This window comes from Lactococcus cremoris subsp. cremoris KW2, assembly GCF_000468955.1.
Classification (GTDB): Bacteria; Bacillota; Bacilli; order Lactobacillales; family Streptococcaceae; genus Lactococcus; species Lactococcus cremoris.
Map to the genome: position 1 here is coordinate 2,014,704 of NC_022369.1, position 20,314 is coordinate 2,035,017.

The 20,314-nt window shown below is 35.3% G+C and carries 24 protein-coding genes; 1 reads left to right on the forward strand and 23 read right to left on the reverse strand.

Features of this window, described 5'->3' with window-relative positions; translation table 11 throughout:
• Positions 1-97: 97 nt before the first annotated feature.
• The 12 genes from KW2_RS09595 to glmU all read right to left on the reverse strand — a co-directional run bounded on the left by KW2_RS09595 (position 98) and on the right by glmU (position 10,822).
• The gene (locus KW2_RS09595) at positions 98-1,198 is read right to left on the reverse strand and encodes an NAD(P)/FAD-dependent oxidoreductase (protein ID WP_021037820.1); all 1,101 of its coding nucleotides are present in this window, start codon (positions 1,196-1,198) and stop codon (positions 98-100) included.
• Positions 1,199-1,335: 137 nt separating this feature from the next.
• Positions 1,336-2,181: an aldo/keto reductase gene (locus tag KW2_RS09600; RefSeq protein WP_021037821.1), complete on the reverse strand. Its 846-nt coding sequence runs from the start codon at positions 2,179-2,181 to the stop codon at positions 1,336-1,338.
• Between the two features lie 11 nt (positions 2,182-2,192).
• Positions 2,193-3,518, reverse strand: a complete 1,326-nt coding sequence (locus tag KW2_RS09605; protein ID WP_021037822.1) for an MFS transporter — start codon at positions 3,516-3,518, stop codon at positions 2,193-2,195.
• Positions 3,519-3,632: 114 nt separating this feature from the next.
• Entirely contained in the window at positions 3,633-4,511 is an 879-nt protein-coding gene (locus KW2_RS09610) for a LysR family transcriptional regulator (protein ID WP_011835781.1), read from the reverse strand.
• Between the two features lie 15 nt (positions 4,512-4,526).
• Positions 4,527-4,931 carry a MerR family transcriptional regulator gene (locus KW2_RS09615; RefSeq protein WP_021037823.1) on the reverse strand — a complete coding sequence of 135 codons (405 nt, stop codon included), beginning with the start codon at positions 4,929-4,931 and terminating at the stop codon, positions 4,527-4,529.
• Between the two features lie 79 nt (positions 4,932-5,010).
• Positions 5,011-6,321 carry an aminopeptidase C gene (gene pepC / locus KW2_RS09620; RefSeq protein ID WP_011676889.1) on the reverse strand — a complete coding sequence of 437 codons (1,311 nt, stop codon included), beginning with the start codon at positions 6,319-6,321 and terminating at the stop codon, positions 5,011-5,013.
• Between the two features lie 128 nt (positions 6,322-6,449).
• Positions 6,450-7,124, reverse strand: a complete 675-nt coding sequence (locus KW2_RS09625; RefSeq protein WP_021037824.1) for an HD domain-containing protein — start codon at positions 7,122-7,124, stop codon at positions 6,450-6,452.
• 17 nt (positions 7,125-7,141) lie between these two features.
• Positions 7,142-7,645, reverse strand: a complete 504-nt coding sequence (locus tag KW2_RS09630) for a hypothetical protein (protein ID WP_021037825.1) — start codon at positions 7,643-7,645, stop codon at positions 7,142-7,144.
• Positions 7,646-7,781: 136 nt separating this feature from the next.
• Positions 7,782-8,462, reverse strand: coding sequence for a 5'-methylthioadenosine/adenosylhomocysteine nucleosidase (locus KW2_RS09635; protein ID WP_011676892.1), 681 nt, complete (start codon positions 8,460-8,462; stop codon positions 7,782-7,784).
• Between the two features lie 27 nt (positions 8,463-8,489).
• Positions 8,490-8,768, reverse strand: a complete 279-nt coding sequence (macP, locus tag KW2_RS09640) for a cell wall synthase accessory phosphoprotein MacP (RefSeq protein ID WP_011676893.1) — start codon at positions 8,766-8,768, stop codon at positions 8,490-8,492.
• The gene (locus KW2_RS09645) at positions 8,761-9,345 is read right to left on the reverse strand and encodes an NUDIX hydrolase (protein WP_021037826.1); all 585 of its coding nucleotides are present in this window, start codon (positions 9,343-9,345) and stop codon (positions 8,761-8,763) included. Before KW2_RS09645 ends, macP begins: the two co-directional genes overlap by 8 nt.
• A 100-nt stretch (positions 9,346-9,445) precedes the next feature.
• Positions 9,446-10,822 carry a bifunctional UDP-N-acetylglucosamine diphosphorylase/glucosamine-1-phosphate N-acetyltransferase GlmU gene (gene glmU / locus KW2_RS09650; RefSeq protein ID WP_021037827.1) on the reverse strand — a complete coding sequence of 459 codons (1,377 nt, stop codon included), beginning with the start codon at positions 10,820-10,822 and terminating at the stop codon, positions 9,446-9,448.
• A 221-nt stretch (positions 10,823-11,043) separates the two neighbouring features.
• On the opposite strand from glmU, the gene proC reads away from it, so the two are divergent.
• Positions 11,044-11,835, forward strand: a complete 792-nt coding sequence (gene proC / locus KW2_RS09655) for a pyrroline-5-carboxylate reductase (RefSeq protein WP_021037828.1) — start codon at positions 11,044-11,046, stop codon at positions 11,833-11,835.
• Positions 11,836-11,918: 83 nt separating this feature from the next.
• Here the strand turns inward: proC and rpsO are convergent, their stop codons facing one another.
• From rpsO to KW2_RS09710, 11 genes are all read right to left on the reverse strand, one after another.
• Positions 11,919-12,188, reverse strand: coding sequence for a 30S ribosomal protein S15 (gene rpsO / locus KW2_RS09660; RefSeq protein ID WP_010906184.1), 270 nt, complete (start codon positions 12,186-12,188; stop codon positions 11,919-11,921).
• A gap of 170 nt (positions 12,189-12,358) precedes the next feature.
• Positions 12,359-14,236: a Stk1 family PASTA domain-containing Ser/Thr kinase gene (pknB, locus tag KW2_RS09665; protein WP_021037829.1), complete on the reverse strand. Its 1,878-nt coding sequence runs from the start codon at positions 14,234-14,236 to the stop codon at positions 12,359-12,361.
• Positions 14,236-15,012: a Stp1/IreP family PP2C-type Ser/Thr phosphatase gene (locus KW2_RS09670; RefSeq protein ID WP_011676898.1), complete on the reverse strand. Its 777-nt coding sequence runs from the start codon at positions 15,010-15,012 to the stop codon at positions 14,236-14,238. Before KW2_RS09670 ends, pknB begins: the two co-directional genes overlap by 1 nt.
• A 122-nt stretch (positions 15,013-15,134) precedes the next feature.
• Positions 15,135-16,409 (reverse strand): 16S rRNA (cytosine(967)-C(5))-methyltransferase RsmB, encoded by a 1,275-nt coding sequence (gene rsmB, locus KW2_RS09675; RefSeq protein WP_021037830.1) that lies wholly within the window; start codon positions 16,407-16,409, stop codon positions 15,135-15,137.
• Between the two features lie 193 nt (positions 16,410-16,602).
• Complete coding sequence (locus KW2_RS09680; RefSeq protein WP_011676957.1) at positions 16,603-17,109, reverse strand: Asp23/Gls24 family envelope stress response protein; 507 nt, start codon at positions 17,107-17,109, stop codon at positions 16,603-16,605.
• Between the two features lie 9 nt (positions 17,110-17,118).
• Positions 17,119-17,307 (reverse strand): DUF2273 domain-containing protein, encoded by a 189-nt coding sequence (locus tag KW2_RS09685; protein ID WP_011676958.1) that lies wholly within the window; start codon positions 17,305-17,307, stop codon positions 17,119-17,121.
• A gap of 10 nt (positions 17,308-17,317) precedes the next feature.
• A complete protein-coding gene (gene amaP, locus KW2_RS09690) occupies positions 17,318-17,878 on the reverse strand; it encodes an alkaline shock response membrane anchor protein AmaP (protein WP_021037831.1) in 561 nt (186 codons plus the stop codon).
• Between the two features lie 27 nt (positions 17,879-17,905).
• Positions 17,906-18,148, reverse strand: coding sequence for a GlsB/YeaQ/YmgE family stress response membrane protein (locus tag KW2_RS09695; protein WP_011676960.1), 243 nt, complete (start codon positions 18,146-18,148; stop codon positions 17,906-17,908).
• Positions 18,149-18,382: 234 nt separating this feature from the next.
• Positions 18,383-19,354, reverse strand: a complete 972-nt coding sequence (gene fmt / locus KW2_RS09700) for a methionyl-tRNA formyltransferase (RefSeq protein WP_021037832.1) — start codon at positions 19,352-19,354, stop codon at positions 18,383-18,385.
• Positions 19,351-19,815, reverse strand: coding sequence for a VOC family protein (locus KW2_RS09705; RefSeq protein ID WP_021037833.1), 465 nt, complete (start codon positions 19,813-19,815; stop codon positions 19,351-19,353). Before KW2_RS09705 ends, fmt begins: the two co-directional genes overlap by 4 nt.
• On the reverse strand, positions 19,781-20,302 hold the full coding sequence (locus tag KW2_RS09710; protein ID WP_021037834.1) for an NUDIX hydrolase: 522 nt from the start codon (positions 20,300-20,302) through the stop codon (positions 19,781-19,783). The genes KW2_RS09705 and KW2_RS09710 overlap by 35 nt, the downstream gene beginning before the upstream one ends.
• Between the last annotated feature and the right edge of the window lie 12 nt (positions 20,303-20,314).

Genomic DNA, 20,314 nt, shown 5'->3' on the forward strand with positions numbered 1-20,314 from the left:
CCTATAAAAAAATTATGTAAATCAACAAAAGCATCTGTTTTTGACTTTTACATAATTTTTTCAAACAATTTTTTAGTCTTTTTTCTTCTTATTTCTACTATTTTAGATAAGTATTTATATCTTTTTGATAAATTGAATAATCCCATTTTGTTTCCGGATGATTAAAATACTGAGCAAGCAAATAGGCAATGTAGGGACCCGTTGTTAAACCAGATGAGCCTAATGCACTTGCAAAAGCTAGACTGGAAAAAGCTGGATGCGGACCAAAGAAAGGAGAAAAATCTGCCGAATAAGCTCGCGTTCCTACGCGATAGTGATAAGGAAACTCTATTAACTTACTTTCTGAAAAATAAGGTTTAATCCCTTCTGTCAAATCAAAAAAAGCAGCTTCACTTTCTGATAAATCCCAACCTTTTTCATTTTCATGAGTTGCGCCTATGAGAATTTCTCCTTCTTGAAAGGGAATAATATCTGCTGCTCCTTCTAAAAATAAAACCGGCCAATCTTTAGTATCAAAATCGGTTTTAAATGAGAGCAATTGTCCTTTTTGAGGTCGAACATCAACATCAATCCCTATTTCGGAAAGGAGTTCTTTTAATGCCGGACCTGGGCAAAGTACTAAATCATCTACAACATCACTTTCTCCTTGATGAACAATCTCCCATTTTTCGTCTGCTTTTAGAATAGTTGCATGCTCCGCAAAAAATTTCACTCCTCTTGCTTGTGCTCGCTTTTTCAAATGTGCTAAATAAGCTTTTCCATCTAATCGTGCTCCTCCCGATAGATATAAACTTTCAATTGGCTTTAGTAATGGAAATAAGCTGACGGTTTCCTCTTTTGAGAGCACCTTAATCTCGCCCATCTCTGGTGCGTTTTTTCTTCTTTCTAAAGCTAACTTCTCTAACTCTTCTAAGTCTGAATTTTTTCGTAAAAATAAGGTCCCACATTTTTCATATACTTCATCAGTTAATTCAAAATCAGTTTTTAATTTTTCAAAAAATGCTGCACCATCTTTAGCTAGTTGATACCATTTTTGATTTCTTCTTTTAGAAAGCCATGGTGAAATAATTCCAGCACTCGCTTTAGTGGCTTGATTTTTTTCATCATCAAAAAGACTTATCTCGAATTTATCAGTGTCCAGATAATTCGCTAAGGTCATCCCAATTATTCCACCACCAATGATTGCAATTTTTTTCATCATGACTCCTTTTCTTTTTTAAATAAATAAAAATCAAGACGTATTATGCTTGATTTTGATTTTCTTTTAAATGTTCTAACTCTTTAAAGTATATCATTTTTAAAACTGTCAGTAACTTTCTTTGTTTTAATCTAATATCAATCTTTCAATTTCCATGACAAAAAATTTTGGACTTGTTCATCATAAGTCATTGTAAAATAAGGTTGCTTTTTATCTAACTTACGAATTTCTTTGATTTCAGTACAGGATAATTCAAAATCAAAAATATTGATATTTTCGGCTAAATGTTCGACTCGAGTTGAACGTGGAAAAACTATGATTCCTTCTTGAATATGCCAGCGTAAGATAATCTGAGCCACTGTCTTATTATATTTTTGGGCTATTTTTTTTAAACGACTTTCATCAAGTAGTCTTTGATCGCCATGTCCAAGAGGATACCAACTTTCAATTTTAGTCCCATAAGGTTTGAGAAATTCTTGGAGTTCTTTTTGTTGATGGTAAGGATGTGTTTCTACTTGAAGAACACTTGGTTTAATGTCAGCAAAGTTAAATAAATCAACCAATCTCTCCCCATCAAAATTTGAAATTCCAATTGATTTTACTTTTCCTGATTTGACAGCATTTTCCAAAGCAATCCAAGCTTTACGATAATTTCCAACCTGCTGATGAAGTAAAAGCAGGTCAATTTGCTTAAGATTTAATCGTTCAAGCATTCGCTCAATGGCTTGTGAAGCATCATCATAATCAGAAGGCCAGAGTTTACTAGTTATCCAAATTTCAGAAATTGGAATTTCAGAAGAATGGATGGCTCGACCAACAGAGCGTTCGTTTTGATAAGCATGGGCGGTATCTATGTGACGATACCCCAATCTCAGCGCTTCTTTGACTGCATTTTCAGTTGCTTCTCCTTCAGGAATTTGATAAACTCCCAAGCCAAATTGAGGAATGATATTTCCATCATTAAGTACGATTTGTGTTTGCATTTTTTCTCCTTTTATTTTTCATTAACTGGGTTCGTGAAAATTAAAACTAAAAATCCTATCAGTAAAAATACTGTGATGAAAGCCATTATCAAATGATAATAAGCACTTAAATCAATGACAGATGAACTAAATAGAACAACGATTGATAAACCTACCGGTCCTCCAAGTTGATGCATCATATTTGTTAAGCCTGACGCAGCACCTGATAATTCCGGGGGAACTCCTGCCACACCTGCCGCTGTAAGTGGGGCAAGTAGCCAGCCTTGCCCAAGACCAATAATCATCATTTGAAAAGCCATTGCATAAAAATATCCCCATTCTGGTTGTGATATAAATGACAAAAACATTCCTGTCAGTAAAATCACTTGTCCTAAAATCATGACTTTACTATTTCCCAAAGCTTTTGTTAATTTAGGCAAAAATAGAGCAGCAATAAAATTAACAAGTGTTAAAGGCAGAAAAGCAAGCCCTGACTCTAATGGTGAAAAGTGATACATTTTTTGCATAATTTGTGGAAGAATAAACCAGTAAGTCAACATGGCCATCATAAAAGTAAAACGAGCAATGTAAGAACCTGTTCGATTTCGATTCTTAAATAACTCTAAAGGTATGAGAGCATAAGTAATTCTTTTTTCCCATAAAAGAAAAACCAAAATCAAAATTAAAGAAGCAACTATAATTAATAAATTACTTATGGTAATTCCGTAAACAAATAGAACTGAAATAATGACCGATAATAAACTTCCAAGAAAATCAATTTTACTTGGCTTGATTTCATTTTGTTGAACTTTCGCAAGCGTTAAAACAATTAGTAATAAACTAAAAGGGACATTCAATAAAAAGCCGACACGCCATGAAATTGCTGAGGTAAGCCAACCGCCTAGAATTAAGCCAAAACTTGAACCAATACCCGCGGTTGCTCCATAGTAAGAGATGGCCTTCATTCGCAAATTTCCCTGATAGCTATCCATCAGTAAAGCCAAGCTCGTTGGCGCAATGATAGCTGAGCCAATTCCTTGAACTGCTCTTGCTATAATCATCATTTCTGTTGACGTAGATAAACCAACCGCTAAACTTGATAGTCCAAAAATAAAAAGGCCAGAGACAAAAATTATTTTTCGACCCATTAAATCTCCTAAACGCCCTGCCAACAAAAGAAAACCTCCAAATGTAATGGTATAGGCATTTGAAACCCAAGAAAGGCTTGCTTCGTTCATATTTAAATCCTGAGATATTTTTACAGTACTTGTGAAAATTATCGAATTATCCATCAAAATTAAAAAATAGGAAAATAAGATAATAAAGAGGACTAAGCCAAAAGTTTTTTTATTTTTCATGAATTTATTTTAAAACAAAAATCAACTGATGAAAAATGCTTATTTTAGTATTAATTATGCTTATAAAGCATATTAAAAAATAAAAAATTTACTGACAGATTGGTCAGTAAATTTTTAATCATTTTCTTGTAAGTATTGTTTGATAAATGCTCTAGTGACTGGTGTCAATGGAATATTTTTCTTCCAAGCAAGAACGCTATATGTCTTCACTTCTGGACTTAAGGGAATCGCTTTTAAATCTGGATAATTTCTAATGAGTGCACCTTCTGTAACGACTGCCTCACCAATTCCTGCACGAGCAATCTCAAAAAGATGAAATCCAAGATTGAAGCCCCCAATAATATTTAAATCACTCACTTGGCAGTCCGCCCAATCAGCCATATACTGACGAACTTCTGGTCGTTCTGAAATCAAAATTCGTTGTTTTTTAAATACTTCTGGCCTTACTTCATCTAATTCTGCAAGTTCTGAATCGGATTGTGTGAGCATCATCCAACGCTCAGGAAAGCCAATTTTTTCTACATTATATTTTTCTGTAGACGTTGGCTCTAACAAAAATCCGACATCCACAAGTCCATTATCAATCTTCCATTTGATGTCATCTGCATTTCCTGACAAGATTGTAAAAGTGATGGCAGGATACTTATTTGTGAGTGTTTGAAGAGTTTTAGCAATGCTGGAACTTGTCCACCCTTCTAAGGCTCCAATTGTCAAATGTCCTGATAATTCCGCATTTTTCCGGTCTTCAAAAACTTGGACAGTCTTACTGGTCAGCTGTAAAATCTCTTCAGCTTTGATTTTAAGAAATTGACCATCTTCAGTCAAGATAAGCTTTTTCCCATCACGCATAAAAAGCTGAGTATCTAATTCTCGTTCAAGTTCTTTAATTTGTCTAGATAATGTTGGCTGTGTAATATATAACTGCTCAGCAGCTTTGGATACCGTCCCAGCAGTGGCAACTGTCCAAAAATACTTTAATAATCGAAGTTCCATTTATCCTTATCCTCTTCAAATTTTTATTGCTTCTGTTGAACTTTGATTCAAATTCATTTCGCTTGGAAGCATGACTTCATCATAATTTTCAATTTTAAATGTTAAATAATCTAAAGCAGATTGTTTTTCAAGAATTTCTGCTCTCAATTGTTCCACCTGACTCTTCAGAATTTCAATTCTTTCTTCTTTAGTGTTAGGATTTCCTTCAGTTACCAATGCCATATAACGTGTCAAGGGTTCTACTTGCACTCCTGCATCTCTCATATGTTTAACGAATTTTAATGTTCTAATATTCGCTTCTGAAAAATCCCTAATTCCCGACTCTGTCCGTGCAATTTTAGGAATTAGCCCAATTCTTTCATAATATCTGATATTATCTGTTTTTATCCCTGATAAGTCGGCAGCCTTTTTTATATTCATTCTTTTATTTTAACACTTGAAGTGAACTTTAAGTCAATAAAAAAACATTTAACAAAAGTTAAATGTTTCAATTTACAAATTAAGCCAAGGCTCCCATTGGATCCCATGGAAGCAGAACTTGAGGTTTTGCTTCATAAGCAGCTAATTCTTCTTCGCTTAAAAGGTCTTTGCGGACAACAATTTGATAAGTATATTCATCCATCCATTCATCAGAAGCAACGAAATATCCTTTTTGACCGGCATCTTTACCCCAAGAATTTTCAACTTTCCATTTAGTTGAATTTCCGTCAGCATCTAAATCAACACCCGCTAAAACCATGGCATGAGTCATCAGTGATTCGCCATAGTCAAGACGTCCAGCCTTACTTTGTGTGAATTCAATATCCAATGAAGATTTAAAATCATAAGAATCCATTGTCAAAAGTCCTGCTGAACGGTTTGATTCTTGACCAACATCACAACCAAACCAGACAGTTTCGCCCGCTTGCATTTGGGCAATAGCCAATTTTTTGAAACGGTCCATTTCAACGTTCAAGTGTTTGACTTCTTTACCACCGACTACATTACCAAGAAATTCAACGGTATAGCTTTTGTTATAAGGTTTATCAGCAGTTGGAGCATTAATGACCGAAACATAATTGTTCAAATCAATTCCAACATATTCATTGTAGAATTCTTTTGGTGTTCCAACAAATTTTTTGTATTCATTATCTTTGTTGCGGAAAGCAAATTCAAAATTTTGTGGTGGCAAACCTAGAGTTACAGCAAGGAAATTAAAAACTTCTTGTAAAAGTTCTTCTTTGACCGCTTGAACATCACCGTCTTGCTCAATTGTATAACGTAAGATTTCAGCATCTTGACGGAGCAATTTGTTCAAGTATTGATTCAATTCACGTGAGCTACTTGAAGCTTGTGATTCAGGATAAACAGCTTTTGGAACAATTCCATATTTGTCAAAAATGGCTACCATCATATCCCATTGACCACCATCTTGTTGTGGAGTTTGCAAGAGGAATTTCAAACGACGGTCGTCCATCGCAACATCTCCGATAATTTGTTCCATAAACCAGTTTGATTTTTCATATTTATCCCAGAAGAAAGTATAAGCTTGTGAAAACTCAAAATCTTCTGTTTTAAATTCATTAATAAATTTATGACGGAAAGTGTTCAAAGCAGCAAACATCCAGCAACGTCCAGATTGTTTTTGATTCGTTACAGGGTCTTTTGTCAAGTCAAGTGAAAACTCAGGCAAATTCGCTGCATGTGAACCACGCACTTCGAGTGATGAAAGCAAACCATTTTTAGTCACGGCATTTTCCACCGCACGCAATTTTGTGTTTTCAGCAAAATTTTCGTAGAGTTTTTGTGTGAAATCTGATGTTACTGTCATAATACCTCCCAATAAATCGAAACTTCTGACAAAAGTTTCGATAAAAATAATCATTATCGATTTTGATTAATGATATTCTATTATTTTTTACATTCTTCTATTATAATCTAAATTATCAAAAAAATCAGCTAGGAAAGCTGATTTTCTAAATCTTTCTTTGCTTCTAAAAGCCACGGGTGCGCAACTTTCAAGCCATCATTGATGATGAAGTCTATATAATAAAGTGCTGCACTTTGCAAATTTACTGACAGAGCTGTCAGTAATCCTTCTTTGAATGGTGCATTATCCCCACCATCCCAAGAAATTTTGTCAGCAAGAAAAACAATCAAATCTAACTCTGTAAAATTTTCCTTCAGTGTTGTGTGGCACTCAATCGCTGACAATATATTTTCGTCAGTAATTTTAAAATGCTCACGCGCCAGATACTTAGAAAGTTTTTGATGAATAATCAAAGGAAATTCACGCTCTTCTGTCAGTAATTCTATACCAAATAATTCTGCTTTTTCTACTCGCTGATGATTTGGATAAACCCCACCAATATCATGCATAAGTCCAGCAACAAAAGCTTGACTCTTACTGATAGACTGACTAATCTCTTTTTGTTGCACTCCATCAGTAAAAATTAGCTTCAAATTTTCGTCAGTACTTTTTGCAATTAATTTTTCTTTTTGAACTATCCCACTTTTCGCTGAATAATCAATTACCAGTTGTTCAGCTGTCTTTGCCACGGCTAAACAATGTTCAAAAAGTTGATCATTTCGCAGAAAAAGCCTAACCTCTTCAATCAACTGCAACTCATCCATTTTATCACTCTCTAAAATCACTTATTTTCTGAAAAGATACTATCCAAACCATTTATGAGTGTTTGATTTTTTAATGACTGATTATCAATATTGTAGTCCCCGATTATCCAAGAATGTTTTTTCAGATTTGCGTTTTGGTCCTCAGAAAATTGAGCAAGCATTTTGAATTGTTGGTCTGCTGTCATAAATATAATCACAGCACCAATTCCCTTAGCAAGAGGCTGCGTTTTATCCGTTCCATCATTTAACCAGTAAGTCTTTGCTTTCATTGATTTATTGGTTAAATCCTGCTGAAAAGCCTGGTTATCAATTTGTTTATAACCTTTACTGGCCAGATAATCTTTCACACTACTCAACTCAAAATAGAGTGCTGGGGAGCTAGATGATGGAATCACCTGCTTAATAGATGCACTCACTTTTGTTTGTCCCGTATGATTTGCTACATGTTGTCCACAGGCTGCTAAAATTATTAAACTAAGAACTAATGATAAACCAATTTTTGTTTTTTGTTGAGCTGACATTTAGTTTCCCCAAGTTTTTGCCAATTTTATTTATTTTCACTTTAATTGACAAGCGATAATTTGGCACTTTCGTTTGATTTATTACTTTATCACCCCTAATAAACTTTAATCAAATAAAACTCAGCTTTTTTAATAATTATACCATTTCTTCAAGCAAGCGAATCAGACCTTGGGCTGATTTTTTCCCTGCTTCAATGATGAATTTATCAAAATTAACATTGGCATCATGGTCAGCTGTATCCGACATCGCCCGAATAATTACAAAAGGTTTCCCAAGTGCTGTTGCAGCTTGTGCAATAGAAGCCCCTTCCATTTCGACTGCTAAAACATCTGGAAAATGTTCTTTAATTTCAGCAATTTTACTAGAACTACTGATGAAACTGTCAGAACTTGTAATCAACCCAACATGCACATTTTCTAAAACCTTTTTCAATTCAGAAACAAAGTATTTGCTTGATTCAAAGTACAGAGGTTGTTGAGCCATTTGTCCATAGGCATAACCAAAAGCAGTGACATCTACATCATGATAAGCAAGTTTATCAGCAACCACAACATCTCCAATTGCCAATCCTTGAGCTACCGCTCCTGCAGAACCTGTATTGATAATTGCATCAACATCAAAAATATCAACCAAAAATCCAACTGCCAAAGCTGACATGACTTTACCAATACCAGATTGAACCAAAACTACTTCGTGACGGCCAATTGAACCACTATGAAAAACTAAACCATGACGGGTATGTTTTTCAGCATTTTCTAAATTTTCAACAAGTATGCGAATTTCTTCATCCATCGCACAAATAATTCCTATTTTCATTTTTTCCCTTATTTCTAATTATTTTGTTTAAAAGTAATACAAAAAGAAAGCAACCACCAGTAAAACAACAATTAAAGTAACAATGAAAAGCCATTTATTAATTGCTTTCCCTCTTTTTTGAGCTTTAGCGTTTTCAATCCTTCGACTTTTATAAACAGAGTTTTTACTTAATTTTTTTTCAATACTGTCATATTTCTCAGCAATTTCAGTATCTTCTTCAAGCTCTCTTTGAAGCCGACGTTCAAGATTTTTCTTCTCTTGGTTTGCTTGTTCAATTACCTCATCCGTTAAAAGTGGTTTAGGCATTGTCTTCAACCTCCTTTTTAAAGTGTTGCATTTCCCAATACCAAATAGCCATAATTGTTTTTGCATCGGCAATTTGTTCAAGTTCAATCATTCTTTTCGCTTCGCTTAAAGTAACTTCAATTTGTTCCAAAAACTCTCCATCATCAGCGGGTCTTGGATGCTCTACCTTTGTTAGGTCTGACGAGAAGTACACATAAGTTTTTTCTGATGAAAAACCAGGTGTTCCATAAAAAGCTGTGATTTCTGTTAAATTTTCTGCTCGGTAGCCTGTTTCTTCCTCAAGTTCACGAAGCGCAGCAGCCTTGGGGTCTTTTTCTTCTCCTATTTCAAGCTTTCCAGCCGGAATTTCAAAAATAAATTTTTCCAATGCCTTACGATATTGACCAACCAAAATCATTTTATTATCGTGAACGGGTGCAATAGCCGTTCCACCATTATGAAAAACAAGTTCTCGAAAACTTTCTGTTCCTCCTGGCAAACTAACCGTATCCCTCACAACATGAAAAATCTTTCCTTGAAAAATTTCATCTCTAGTCAAAGTTTTTTCTTCAAATTTTTTATCATCAAAATTTAACATTGTACCCTTTCCATGGAATTTACTTTTGAAAAAGTAAAATTTCCCTCTCATCAAATCGAAGGAAAGAGCTTCACGAGAAACTCTTTCTTATTATTTTAAATTATTGTCCACGATAATGTGGCATTTTTTTCGCACGTCCAAGTTTATTCACTTGTTTTCCACGTCCAATTTCAACTGCTTCATCTGGGACATCCTCAGTCACAACAGACCCAGCTGCTGTCAAGGCATTTTTACCAATGTGCAAAGGTGCGATTATGGTTGAATTTGAACCAATAAAGGCAAAATCATCAATTTCAGTATTGAATTTATTTTTACCATCAAAGTTAGCCGTAATTGTACCAGCACCAAAGTTCACTTTTTCACCCACTGTTGCATTACCAATGTAAGTCAAATGTCCGGCCTTGGTTCCTTTACCAAGAGTTGAGCCTTTAATTTCAACAAAGTTTCCAACATGAACTTCTTCACTCAAAACAGTTCCTGGGCGTAAATGAGCATAAGGTCCAACATTACTTCCAACACTCATCCGACTTTCTTCAACTGTTGAGTTACGAACCTCACAATTTGAATGAATTTCCGAATTTTCAATGCGGCTGCCATTTGTAATCAAAACATTTTTACCAATAAAAGTGTTCCCCTTAATGGTTACATTTGCTTCAATCACCGTTTCTGCCCCAATTGTTACTTCACTGTCAATATAAGTTGTTCCAGGATCAATCAAGGTCACACCATTAACCATATGTTCATGATTAATACGTTTACGCATTGTCGCTTCAGCTTGTGAAAGAGCCACACGGTCATTCACACCTAAACTTTCATCAAAATCATCAAGAATATGAGCAGCTATCGTTTGACCTGCTTTTTTGAAGATTTCAATAACATCAGTTAAATAATATTCACCTTGCGCATTATCGGTTGTGATTTCCGTCAGTGCTTTAAAGAGAGATTTGTTATCAAAAATATAAGTCCCTGTGTTAATTTCGGTAATTGATTTTTCAAAATCATTGGCATCTTTTTGCTCAACAATTTTTTCTACTGAACCCTTTTCATCCCGAATAATTCGACCGTATCCTGTTGGATTTGGTGCAATAGCAGTCAAGATTGTTGCTGTTGCTTTTTGGGCAAAATGATAATCAAAAAGTGCTCCTAATGTTTCGCCTGTAATTAAGGGAGTATCGCCAGCGATAACTAAGGTTGCCCCTTCTTCATTAGCCAACAAATCCGCAGCAATACGTACAGCATGTCCTGTTCCTAATTGTTCTACCTGTTTAACAAATTGAGTTCCCTTAGGTAAAGTCGCAATTACACGGTCTGCTTCGTGTCCAACGATGACCACGTTTTTGGCAATCTCCACTTCGGATACACTTTTAAGCACATGCGCCAGCATTGATTTTCCAGCTACTTGATGCAACACTTTTGGAAGTGCTGATTTCATTCGTGTTCCTTTACCAGCCGCTAGGACAATAGCGAATTTATTCATAGATTTCTCCTTTTTTGTTACAAATAAAATAAAATGTTTACCTAATTATACCATAATCACTGACCATTTTCGTTATCTTTTTAATTCACCCGCCCACAGCACTTTCAAGTTTGCAAATCTTTTTTCAAAAAAATAGCTAGATTTAATTTGTGATACTAACATATCGATTTCTCGCTTTAAATTATGATAAAATGGACTGAAAGATAGAAAGGATTTTATTTATGCAAACTATAGGATTTATCGGAGTCGGAAAAATGGCCACAGCTATCATTTCTGGACTTGATAAAAATAAATTTGAAATCATCATTTCTGGTCACAATTTACCCAAGACAAAAAAACAAGCTGAGGAACTTGATGTTAAAGCTGCTGAAAATCATGAAGAACTTGTTCAACAATCAGACTTCATTGTTCTCTCTGTCAAACCACAGGTTCTTCCTTCTGTTTTAAGCCAGCTGATTAATCATTTATCAAAAGATAAAACTTTGATATCAATTGCTGCTGGATTAACTTTATCTGACTTAAAACATCTAGCTGATTCAGAAAATCAACCGATTATTCGGGTAATGCCTAATATCAATGCTCAAATCGGTCAATCTACCTCTGCGATTGTCAAAAATGAATTTGTTGATGATTCAGCTTACACAATAGCCCAAGAAATTTTTAAAGCAGTCGGCTCTGTCCACGAGATTGCTGAAAAAGATTTTTCAACTTTTGCAGCAATCGCTGGATCAAGTCCTGCATTTATTTATATGTTTATTGATGCTATGGCTCGCGCCGGTGTACTTCATGGACTTCCTAAAGATCAAGCTACTGCTATTGTTTCTGAAACAGTCAAAGCCTCAGCTGAAATGCTTCTACAGAGTGGTGAAAATCCTTGGTCTTTAGTTGATAAGGTTTCAAGTCCTGGTGGAACTACTGTAGCAGGTGTAGTAAGCTTAGAACAAAACCATTTTGGTGGAACAGTTATTGATGCAATTTCTGCAACAATCGAAAGAGAAAAACATCTTAAATAAATTTAAAAATCTAAAAAAGAAGAATTTCTTTTTTAGATTTTTAATTTCAAATAATAAAAAAAATGCCAAATGGCATTTTTTTATTAACGACGAAGTCCCAATGAAGCGATAAGTTCACGGTAACGTTGAACGTCTTTTCCACGAAGGTATCCAAGAAGGTTACGACGGTGACCAATTTTTTTCATCAAACCACGTTGAGTTGCGTGGTCTTTTTTATGAGATTTGATGTGGTCGTTAAGGTGGTTAATTTCCCAAGTCAATACAGCGATTTGTACTTCAGGTGAACCAGTATCGCCTTCTTTACGAGCGTATTGAGCGATGATTTCTTGTTTTTTTTCTTTTGAAATTGCCATGAGTTTTTCTCCTTTATTTGTATTGCCCAGTCCGAGTGACAGCTTGGCAAGCATGAAACCAAGAACGGGTTGTAAAAAACTACTCTACCATGATACACTTTTTTGACTGATTTTACAAGCCAATAAGAAAATAAATAGAACTAGAAATATAATCTAGTTCTATTTAAGCTTTAACTATGTGATGTTGTTGTCGAACTTGAAGTAGAATTTTCTGGCGATTGCTCAGTTGTACTTGAAGAAGACGAGCTCGTTGTTGAGCTTGAAGCTGATGTTGATTCAGAAGTTGATGTTTCTGATGTAGAAACAGAAGATTCTGAGGATGATTGCTCAACTGCCTGAGTAACCTTAACAACAATTGGGGCATCTATCGAAACCAATTCACCAACAGTTGGAGTAACTCCAAATACCCATCCTGTCGGACTTCCTGGAGTATCAATATAGTTTAAAGTAACATTAGTGAAGCCAGCTTGTTTCAAAATTGCTTTATAGCTTTCAGCATCCTGATTAGTGTAAGATGGAATGGCAATTTGTTTTCCACTTGAAACTTCAAATGTAATTTTATCACCACTTGTCACATCAAAACTAGAACCCTTTTTAGGTGTTTGTTTAATGATTGTACCTGCGGCATAAGAATCACTAGGGACAGAGGTTTGGACCACTTGACTTTCATCAATACCATAATCTTTAAGCAGAGTGGCCATTGCATCATCAATTTTTTCACCAACAAAGTCTTTCATTTTGATAATATTTTCATTTCCAGATGAAACGTAAATATCAACAGAACTTTTAGACCTTACGGTAGCCCCACTTGCTGGATCAGTTTTAATCACTTTACCTTCTGCAACGGTTGTGCTTTGTTGTTTATGAACCGTTCCCACCTTAAGATCAGCTGCTTTAATCTTTTTCTTCGCTTGATCCAATGTTAAGTTATTAGTCACATTAGGAACCTTAACATTTGTCGGTGTAGAAACAGCCCATGCAAAGGCTCCACCACCAATGACAAGAAGGAGAACAACAAGACTGATAATCAATCCTTTTTTAGACTTTTTATTTTTATTCTTATTGTTTTCTGTAGTTGATGATTCTGATTGCGCTTTTTCCTGATCATCTGTTTTCTTATCAATCAAAGGCTTAGTATCATAAGGATTAATTAGATTGGCAGGCATGATTTTTGTTTCATCATGGTCCTTGTTGAAAACTAATTTTTCTTCCCCACGTCGATCAAGACTAGTCGAAGTAGCTACATCTGTCATCATTTCTTCAACATCAGCATATCGATTGTTGATATCTTTTGCTGTTGCTTTGATGACGACATTTTCCAATGCTTGCGGAACTTCTGGGTTGAGATTTATGATGCTTGGAATATTTTCTTGGAAATGTTTGAGGGCAATTGCTACGGCTGAATCCCCATCAAAAGGTATTTGACCTGTTAAAAGCTCAAATAAAATAATCCCAATGGCATAAATGTCTGATTGTACAGTAGCATTTGAACCACGCGCTTGTTCAGGTGATAGATAATGAACTGAGCCAAACATCGTATTTGTTTGAGTGAGTGAAGTTTCAGAAAGGGCCTTTGCAATTCCGAAATCTGTTACTTTTACCGTTCCACTACTTGAAACTAAAACATTTTGTGGTTTTAAATCACGGTGAATAATTCCATGTGAATGAGCCATATCCATTGCTGATAGAATTTCTGTAATAATTTCAATGGCTTCATCATTAGCTAGAGGAGCATTTTGGTTGATGTATTGTTTGAGCGTCATACCATCAACAAATTCCATTACAATGTATTGTTGACTTTCGAATTCACCGACGTCAGAAATACCTACGATATTCGGATGAGAGAGTTCCGCCATCGCAAAAGCTTCTCTTTGAAAACGAGCGATTGCAATGTCATCATTTTCAAAATTAGAACGAAGTACTTTAATTGCAACTTTTCGATCACCAAGGAAAGTATCTTCTCCTTGATAAACGTTTGCCATTCCCCCACGTCCGATTTCTTTGATAATCCGATAACGATCGGCAAAGATTTTACCGATTTGAATCATCAACTAACCTCCTGTGCTTGTGTTTCGGCTTCTGATGTTTCTTCGAACTTAATCAAAACAACAGTAATGTTATCAAGTCCTCCATGTTCATTAGCTAACCGAATCAAAGCCTCGGATTTATTATCTAAAGTCAAATCTTCTCGTTCTAAAACTTCCATAATTTCAGTGGTTGAAACCATGTTTGTCAATCCGTCAGAGTTCATTAAAATGATATCTCCAGCTTGAAGTTCTAAAGCTTGAATATCCGCTTGAACTTCATTGGTCTGCCCCAGTGAACGAGTAATGATATTTTTATTAGGATGTACTTCAGCTTCTTCTTCTGTAATTTGCCCTGCGTCTACAAGCTCTTGAACTAAAGAATGGTCTGTTGTTATTTTATTTAACTCACCATCACGCATCAAATAAGTACGACTGTCTCCCACATGGGCAGACACAATTGTGTTTCCTTTTATAACTAGAGCTTCAAGAGTTGTTCCCATTCCTTGATATTCGTCAAGTTTACCAAGACTTGCAATATTTTCATTTTCATTGCGGACTTGATTTCTAAGCCAAATTTCAAGAGTTGCTTCTGGTGTTCCCGCATCAAAAAATGTCTCTGACCAAAGTTTGCCGAGATCTTCCACGGTAAGTTTACTTGCGACATTACCTGCTTTGTGTCCACCCATACCATCAGCTAATAAAAAGAGCTGATAACCGGCACGGTTGACATAAGTACCGGCATAGTCTTGATTAGTACTACGTTTTGAACCGATATCTGATAAAATACTATATTCCACTTTTTCTCCTTAACAAGAATAAAGTTTTATTTTTAGGTCTAAAAATTACTGATAGAGTTTAAAAATTTTCGAGAAAAAATGATTCTTTCTCAAATTCTCAAAACAAAATATTCGTCAGTAAATTATTCACCTATTTTTTTAAATTTCGCGATGAAGAATCCATCCGTATGATACATTTCAGGGGTAATGAAAAGACAGCCCTCTTTAATCACTTCTGGTTTTTCATTTGAAATTTCAACTTGTTCAAAATTTGGATGATTTTCAAGGAACTCATGAACAACGTCAAAGTTTTCTTCATCAAAAATTGTACAAGTACTGTACACCATTATACCACTTTTTTTCAGGCTTTTCGAGGCGCTGTTTAGAATTTCTAATTGAATTTTTTGTAAATCTATGAAATCCGAACTTTCTTTCCGGTAACGGATATCTGGTTTACGGCGAATTAATCCAATTCCTGAACATGGAGCATCGACTAGAATTCGATCAAATTTTTCTGGACCAAAATTCTCATAAATCATTGTCGCATCAGCTTTTTGAGTGGTAATTTTATCCGCAACATGCTGACGTTGTGCATTTTGATTAATTAAATCAAGTTTATGCTCGTATAAATCCAATGCCGTGATATGACCAGTTGTCAAATATTGAGCCATATGTGTGCTTTTCCCACCTGGGGCAGCACAGGCATCAAGAACTTCTTCTGTTCCTTCTAATTCAAGTTGAGGAGCAACTAATTGACTTGTTTCATCTTGAATCGTAATTCTTCCAGTTTGAAACTCTTCTGTAATTGAAAAATTTCCGCTGTCAGCAATTAATGCTGTTTCTGTCAGTAAAGACGGACGAGTCCCAGCAATTTCTACAGTTGGATCAATTTTTCTTAAGCTCACATGACTTGGTTTTTCAAGACTTTCGAGGATTTCTCCTGTTCTTTTCCCACCGAATTGGCGAACCATTTTATCCAATAACAGTTTTGGCATTGAATATTTAGTTTCCCAATCTTTAGGTTCTTCATTTCTGTGCTCAGAACGCATAAAGTTTCTTAAAACAGCATTAATAAAATTAGCTGTTGCTTGTCCATCATGTCGTTTAGCAATTTTTACAGCTTCATCAACTGCTGCCGAAGTAGGCACCTTATCCATAAATAGGACTTGATAAATTGTGAGTAATAAAAGCATTTTAGCCCAAGGTTTAGGCTCTTTTTTTAATAAAGGAGTAATGTACCACTCTAATAAAGCTTTTTTAGAAACTACACCGTAGACAAGGGCTGTTACAAAGCCTTTATCCACTGTGGATAGTTCAGAATCTCGCAAATTTCGATCCAATGAAATATTTGCATAGGCATCATTACCAAAAATATCATTTAGTACATCGAGTGCGGTTTGTCTTGCATTTTTTGTCATAGAGCTATTATACCCTTAGTAGTCAATAGCTGTCAATGACTTTTCTTAGATGATTGCTCTATAACTAATAAAAACTAAGCTACTTATTCTCTTTCTTGTATTATATAGCTTACTTTTACTCTCTTTATTTGAAATAAAATTATTTCAAAGATAAATAAAAAAACTGGCATAATGCCAGTTTTTTTTATTGATTTTATTTCACGCGGGAGTCATCACCCATATCATCAACTTTTTCTTTAACTTTGTCTACCTGATCAGATGTAAATTTCCCTGTTGTTTGAGCTGCGCCAACCACACGATCTTGTAAACTTTTTTCATCATCTTTTTGTTGTTCTTTTGTCTTAATATCTACGACCGTTACATTGACTTCAACAACTTCCAAATCAGTCATATCCGAAACTTCTTTACGGATAACTTCTTTGATTTTTTGGTAGATATCTGGAACATTCTTTTTATATTCTGTTACTACCTTAAGGTCCACGGCAACTTGCTTTTTGCCGACTTCAACGCCAACACCAGCGGTGACATCCTCTGTATTTACAAGTTTTCCTGTGAGATTTGAGAAAAATCCTCCATCAACAGCAAGTAATCCATTGACAGATTCAAGGGCAAGTCCGACAATTTTTTGGATGACTTTGTCTTCATATGCTAAGTTGCCTTTAACTTCAGTTGTTTCCGTTTTTGTGTTTTCTTGTACCATAATTTCCTCCTATTTTTTCTTCTTTATTTGTTCAATGATTCCCGTGCGTTGAAGATAGAGACCTACAAAAATCCCTAACCCAATAAGCAAGAAGAGAAGAATCATTTTCCAAAATCCGATTGTGAAGATACAAACTGCAATAATACAGCCTATTATTCCGCCAATAATCGGGTATCGATATCTTTCGAAAAGATCCATTTCTACCTCCTTAGACTACGCGTGGACTTGTCGAGTCTTTCTTTTCAACAATTGAGCTGACTTTGATTTTTAATTTCACCTCATGATTCAAACCAAAGAAATTTTTTAAACTTTCTTTGATTTCTTGCTCAATCGCTTTTGTTTTTTCAACAATTTCAACTCTGGGAATAATTTCTCCTTGTACATCAATTTTTATTGTGGACTGATATAAAGTCACATTTATTTTAGGGTTTCTAATATAGCCATTGTCAAGCACGAGCTCTCTAACTAATCCTTCGATTGCTGAACGTTTTAGAGTCAAACTTCCTGCTTTATCATCTAATAAAATCTCCATATAGGTTTTGGGATAAAAGATGACAACCAACAAGGCAAATAATAAGAGTATTCCTAAAATTGAAGCGCTGATAAATATATATTGGGGAAGTTTTTCTCCAATGTAAGGAATTTCTGATGAGGGACTAAGCTCCCAACGAAAATTCATTTGATTAAAATAATCCCATAAAATTGGTATGAGAATGGTGAGGAAAAATAAATCAGCCAGAATAAAAATAAATTTTTTTCCTTTTGACACGATACCTCCTCTCTGTTATTGTTTCTTCTAGTTGTTTGCCTTACCTAAAAAGAATGAAACAACAGCTACAACGATGACAGCACCTATAATAGAGGGAATTAGAGCCATTCCGGCCAGCTTTGGTCCCCATGTTCCTAGGAGTCCTTGACCTACTGCAGCCCCAACAAGTCCAGCTAAAATATTAGCAATCCATCCCATTGATTTGCCTTTATTGGTAATAGCTCCTGCAATTACACCAATAATGGCTCCGACAATTAACGACCAAATCATAAAGCACCTCTTTCTAGTACAGTTCCTGTACATTTTTACTATAACAAACTTTGAGGCATTTATAAAATAATCCGCTTTCTTTTTATTACATTTAACCTTTTTTACGATATTTTAGTAAACAAAAAATTCCATCATTAGAAATGATAGAACTTTTTTAGAGATAAATTGTACCTCAGGTCTCATACTTTTAGTTTCTGTGGATAAATATTTCTATTTGAAATATCTTATTTTTATCTAATCCCCAAGTTTATCCCCAACTTGCATTTTTTGACCTAAACCATTAAGAAAACTAACAATGTCCATTTTAGGTTTGCCTGCCGGTTGGACGGTTAAAAGCTCGAGAATTCCATTGCCCGTAGCAACTTTTAATGATTTTTTTGTTTTTTCCACAATTTGACCAGCCTGTAAGGGATTAGCAGAATTGTTAACAATTTCGTCAGCTACTTTGCTTTCATAAATCTTAAAGCGTTCCCCATTCCACAGGGTATGGGCGACTGGAAAAGGATTCATGCCACGAACTTTATTGAAAATTTCACGTGCGGATTTGTTCCAATCGATTTTTTCTTCTTCTGGTGAAATATTTGGACTAAAAGTCACTTCATCTTCATTTTGAGCTTGAGCTTTGAGTTGACCCTCCAGATACTTGGGTAATGTTTCAAGGAGTAAATCACGTCCCACAAAAGCCAATTTTTCAAACATAGTGCCGACATTGTCTTCTTCAAGAATTGGAGTAGAATTTTGAGCAATCATGTCACCGGCATCCATTTTACGAATCATTTCCATAATTGTCACACCAGCTTCTTTTTCGTCATTCATAATGGCATAATGAATCGGTGCTCCACCGCGATATTTCGGTAGTAAGGAAGCGTGTGTATTTACCGCAAAACGAGCGACATCTAATAATTTCCCTGGCAAAAATTGTCCAAATGCGGCAGTCACAATTCCAACTTCTCCTGATTCAAGGAGCGTCATGATTTGAGTCATTTCTACTGAGCCAGATAGCTTTTCTGGTTGAAGAACAGGCAAGTTAACCGTTAAGGCAAGTTCTTTAACTGGTGTCATTCTTAATTCCTGTTTTCGACCAACTTTACGGTCTGGTTGGGTCACAACTGCTAGGATTTCATATTGATTAGAGTCAATCAAGCCTTTCAAAACGGTCGCAGCAAATTGTGGCGTCCCCATAAAGATAATTTTTGTTTTTGTCATAAGTTTTCAAACTCCTCGATAATAATTTTCTTTTGTTTCATTAATACTTGAACGGCCTTGTCACCTTTTGCCATTAATTGACCCAGATTTTCTGGAATGATTTGCCAAGAAAGGCCAAATTTGTCTTTGCACCAACCACACTGTTCGGCTTCTTTAACATGAGAAAGCTTTGACCAATAATCATCAATTTCGGCTTGATTTTTACAAGTCACAGTGAAACTGACTGCTTCATTAAATTTAAAAATTGGCCCACCGTCAAGACAGACAAACTCAAGTCCATTCAGACTAAATTCACCATTTAATACTTTTCCAGACATTCCTACGAAATGCTCATCTAGCTTTTCATCAGGATAATATTCGATGTTTTTGATTTTTGAATTTGGAAATACAGATACATAATAGTTCATTGCTTCTTCGGCATTATTGTTAAACCAAAGGCTTGGGATAATTTTTGCTTCCATAATTGACCTTCCAATCTCTGTAAATTTCGGCTTTATCCACATGGGGATAGTTATTGACTTCAGCAATTACTTTTAGGACAAGTGGAGATGAATTTTCTACTGACAATTCTGTCACTAATTTCCAAACTGCTCTGTCAGAATCGTTTTTTCCATCAGCAACAAATTGTGGTAGTTTTTTGGATACATGATTTAATTTTACATCAAAAAGGTTAAAAATGTGGTGACTAACGACTCGACGGTCATTTTCATAAATCCAAGCCGAATAGAGGCGACTCTTAGCACTTGAAAGGACAGTAAATCCAGTTTCTTCAAGAATTTCTCGTTCAAGAGTTTCAATCATTGATTCACCAACTTCTTGAGACCCTCCGGGCAAATCATAACGATTTTGGTAAGGACCTGAATTTTTTTCAATGACAAGTAATTTCTCATTGTCAATTGCCACTCCGTATACTCCAAAATGTTTCAATAAATCAAATTTCTCAACCATATTTTACCTCAT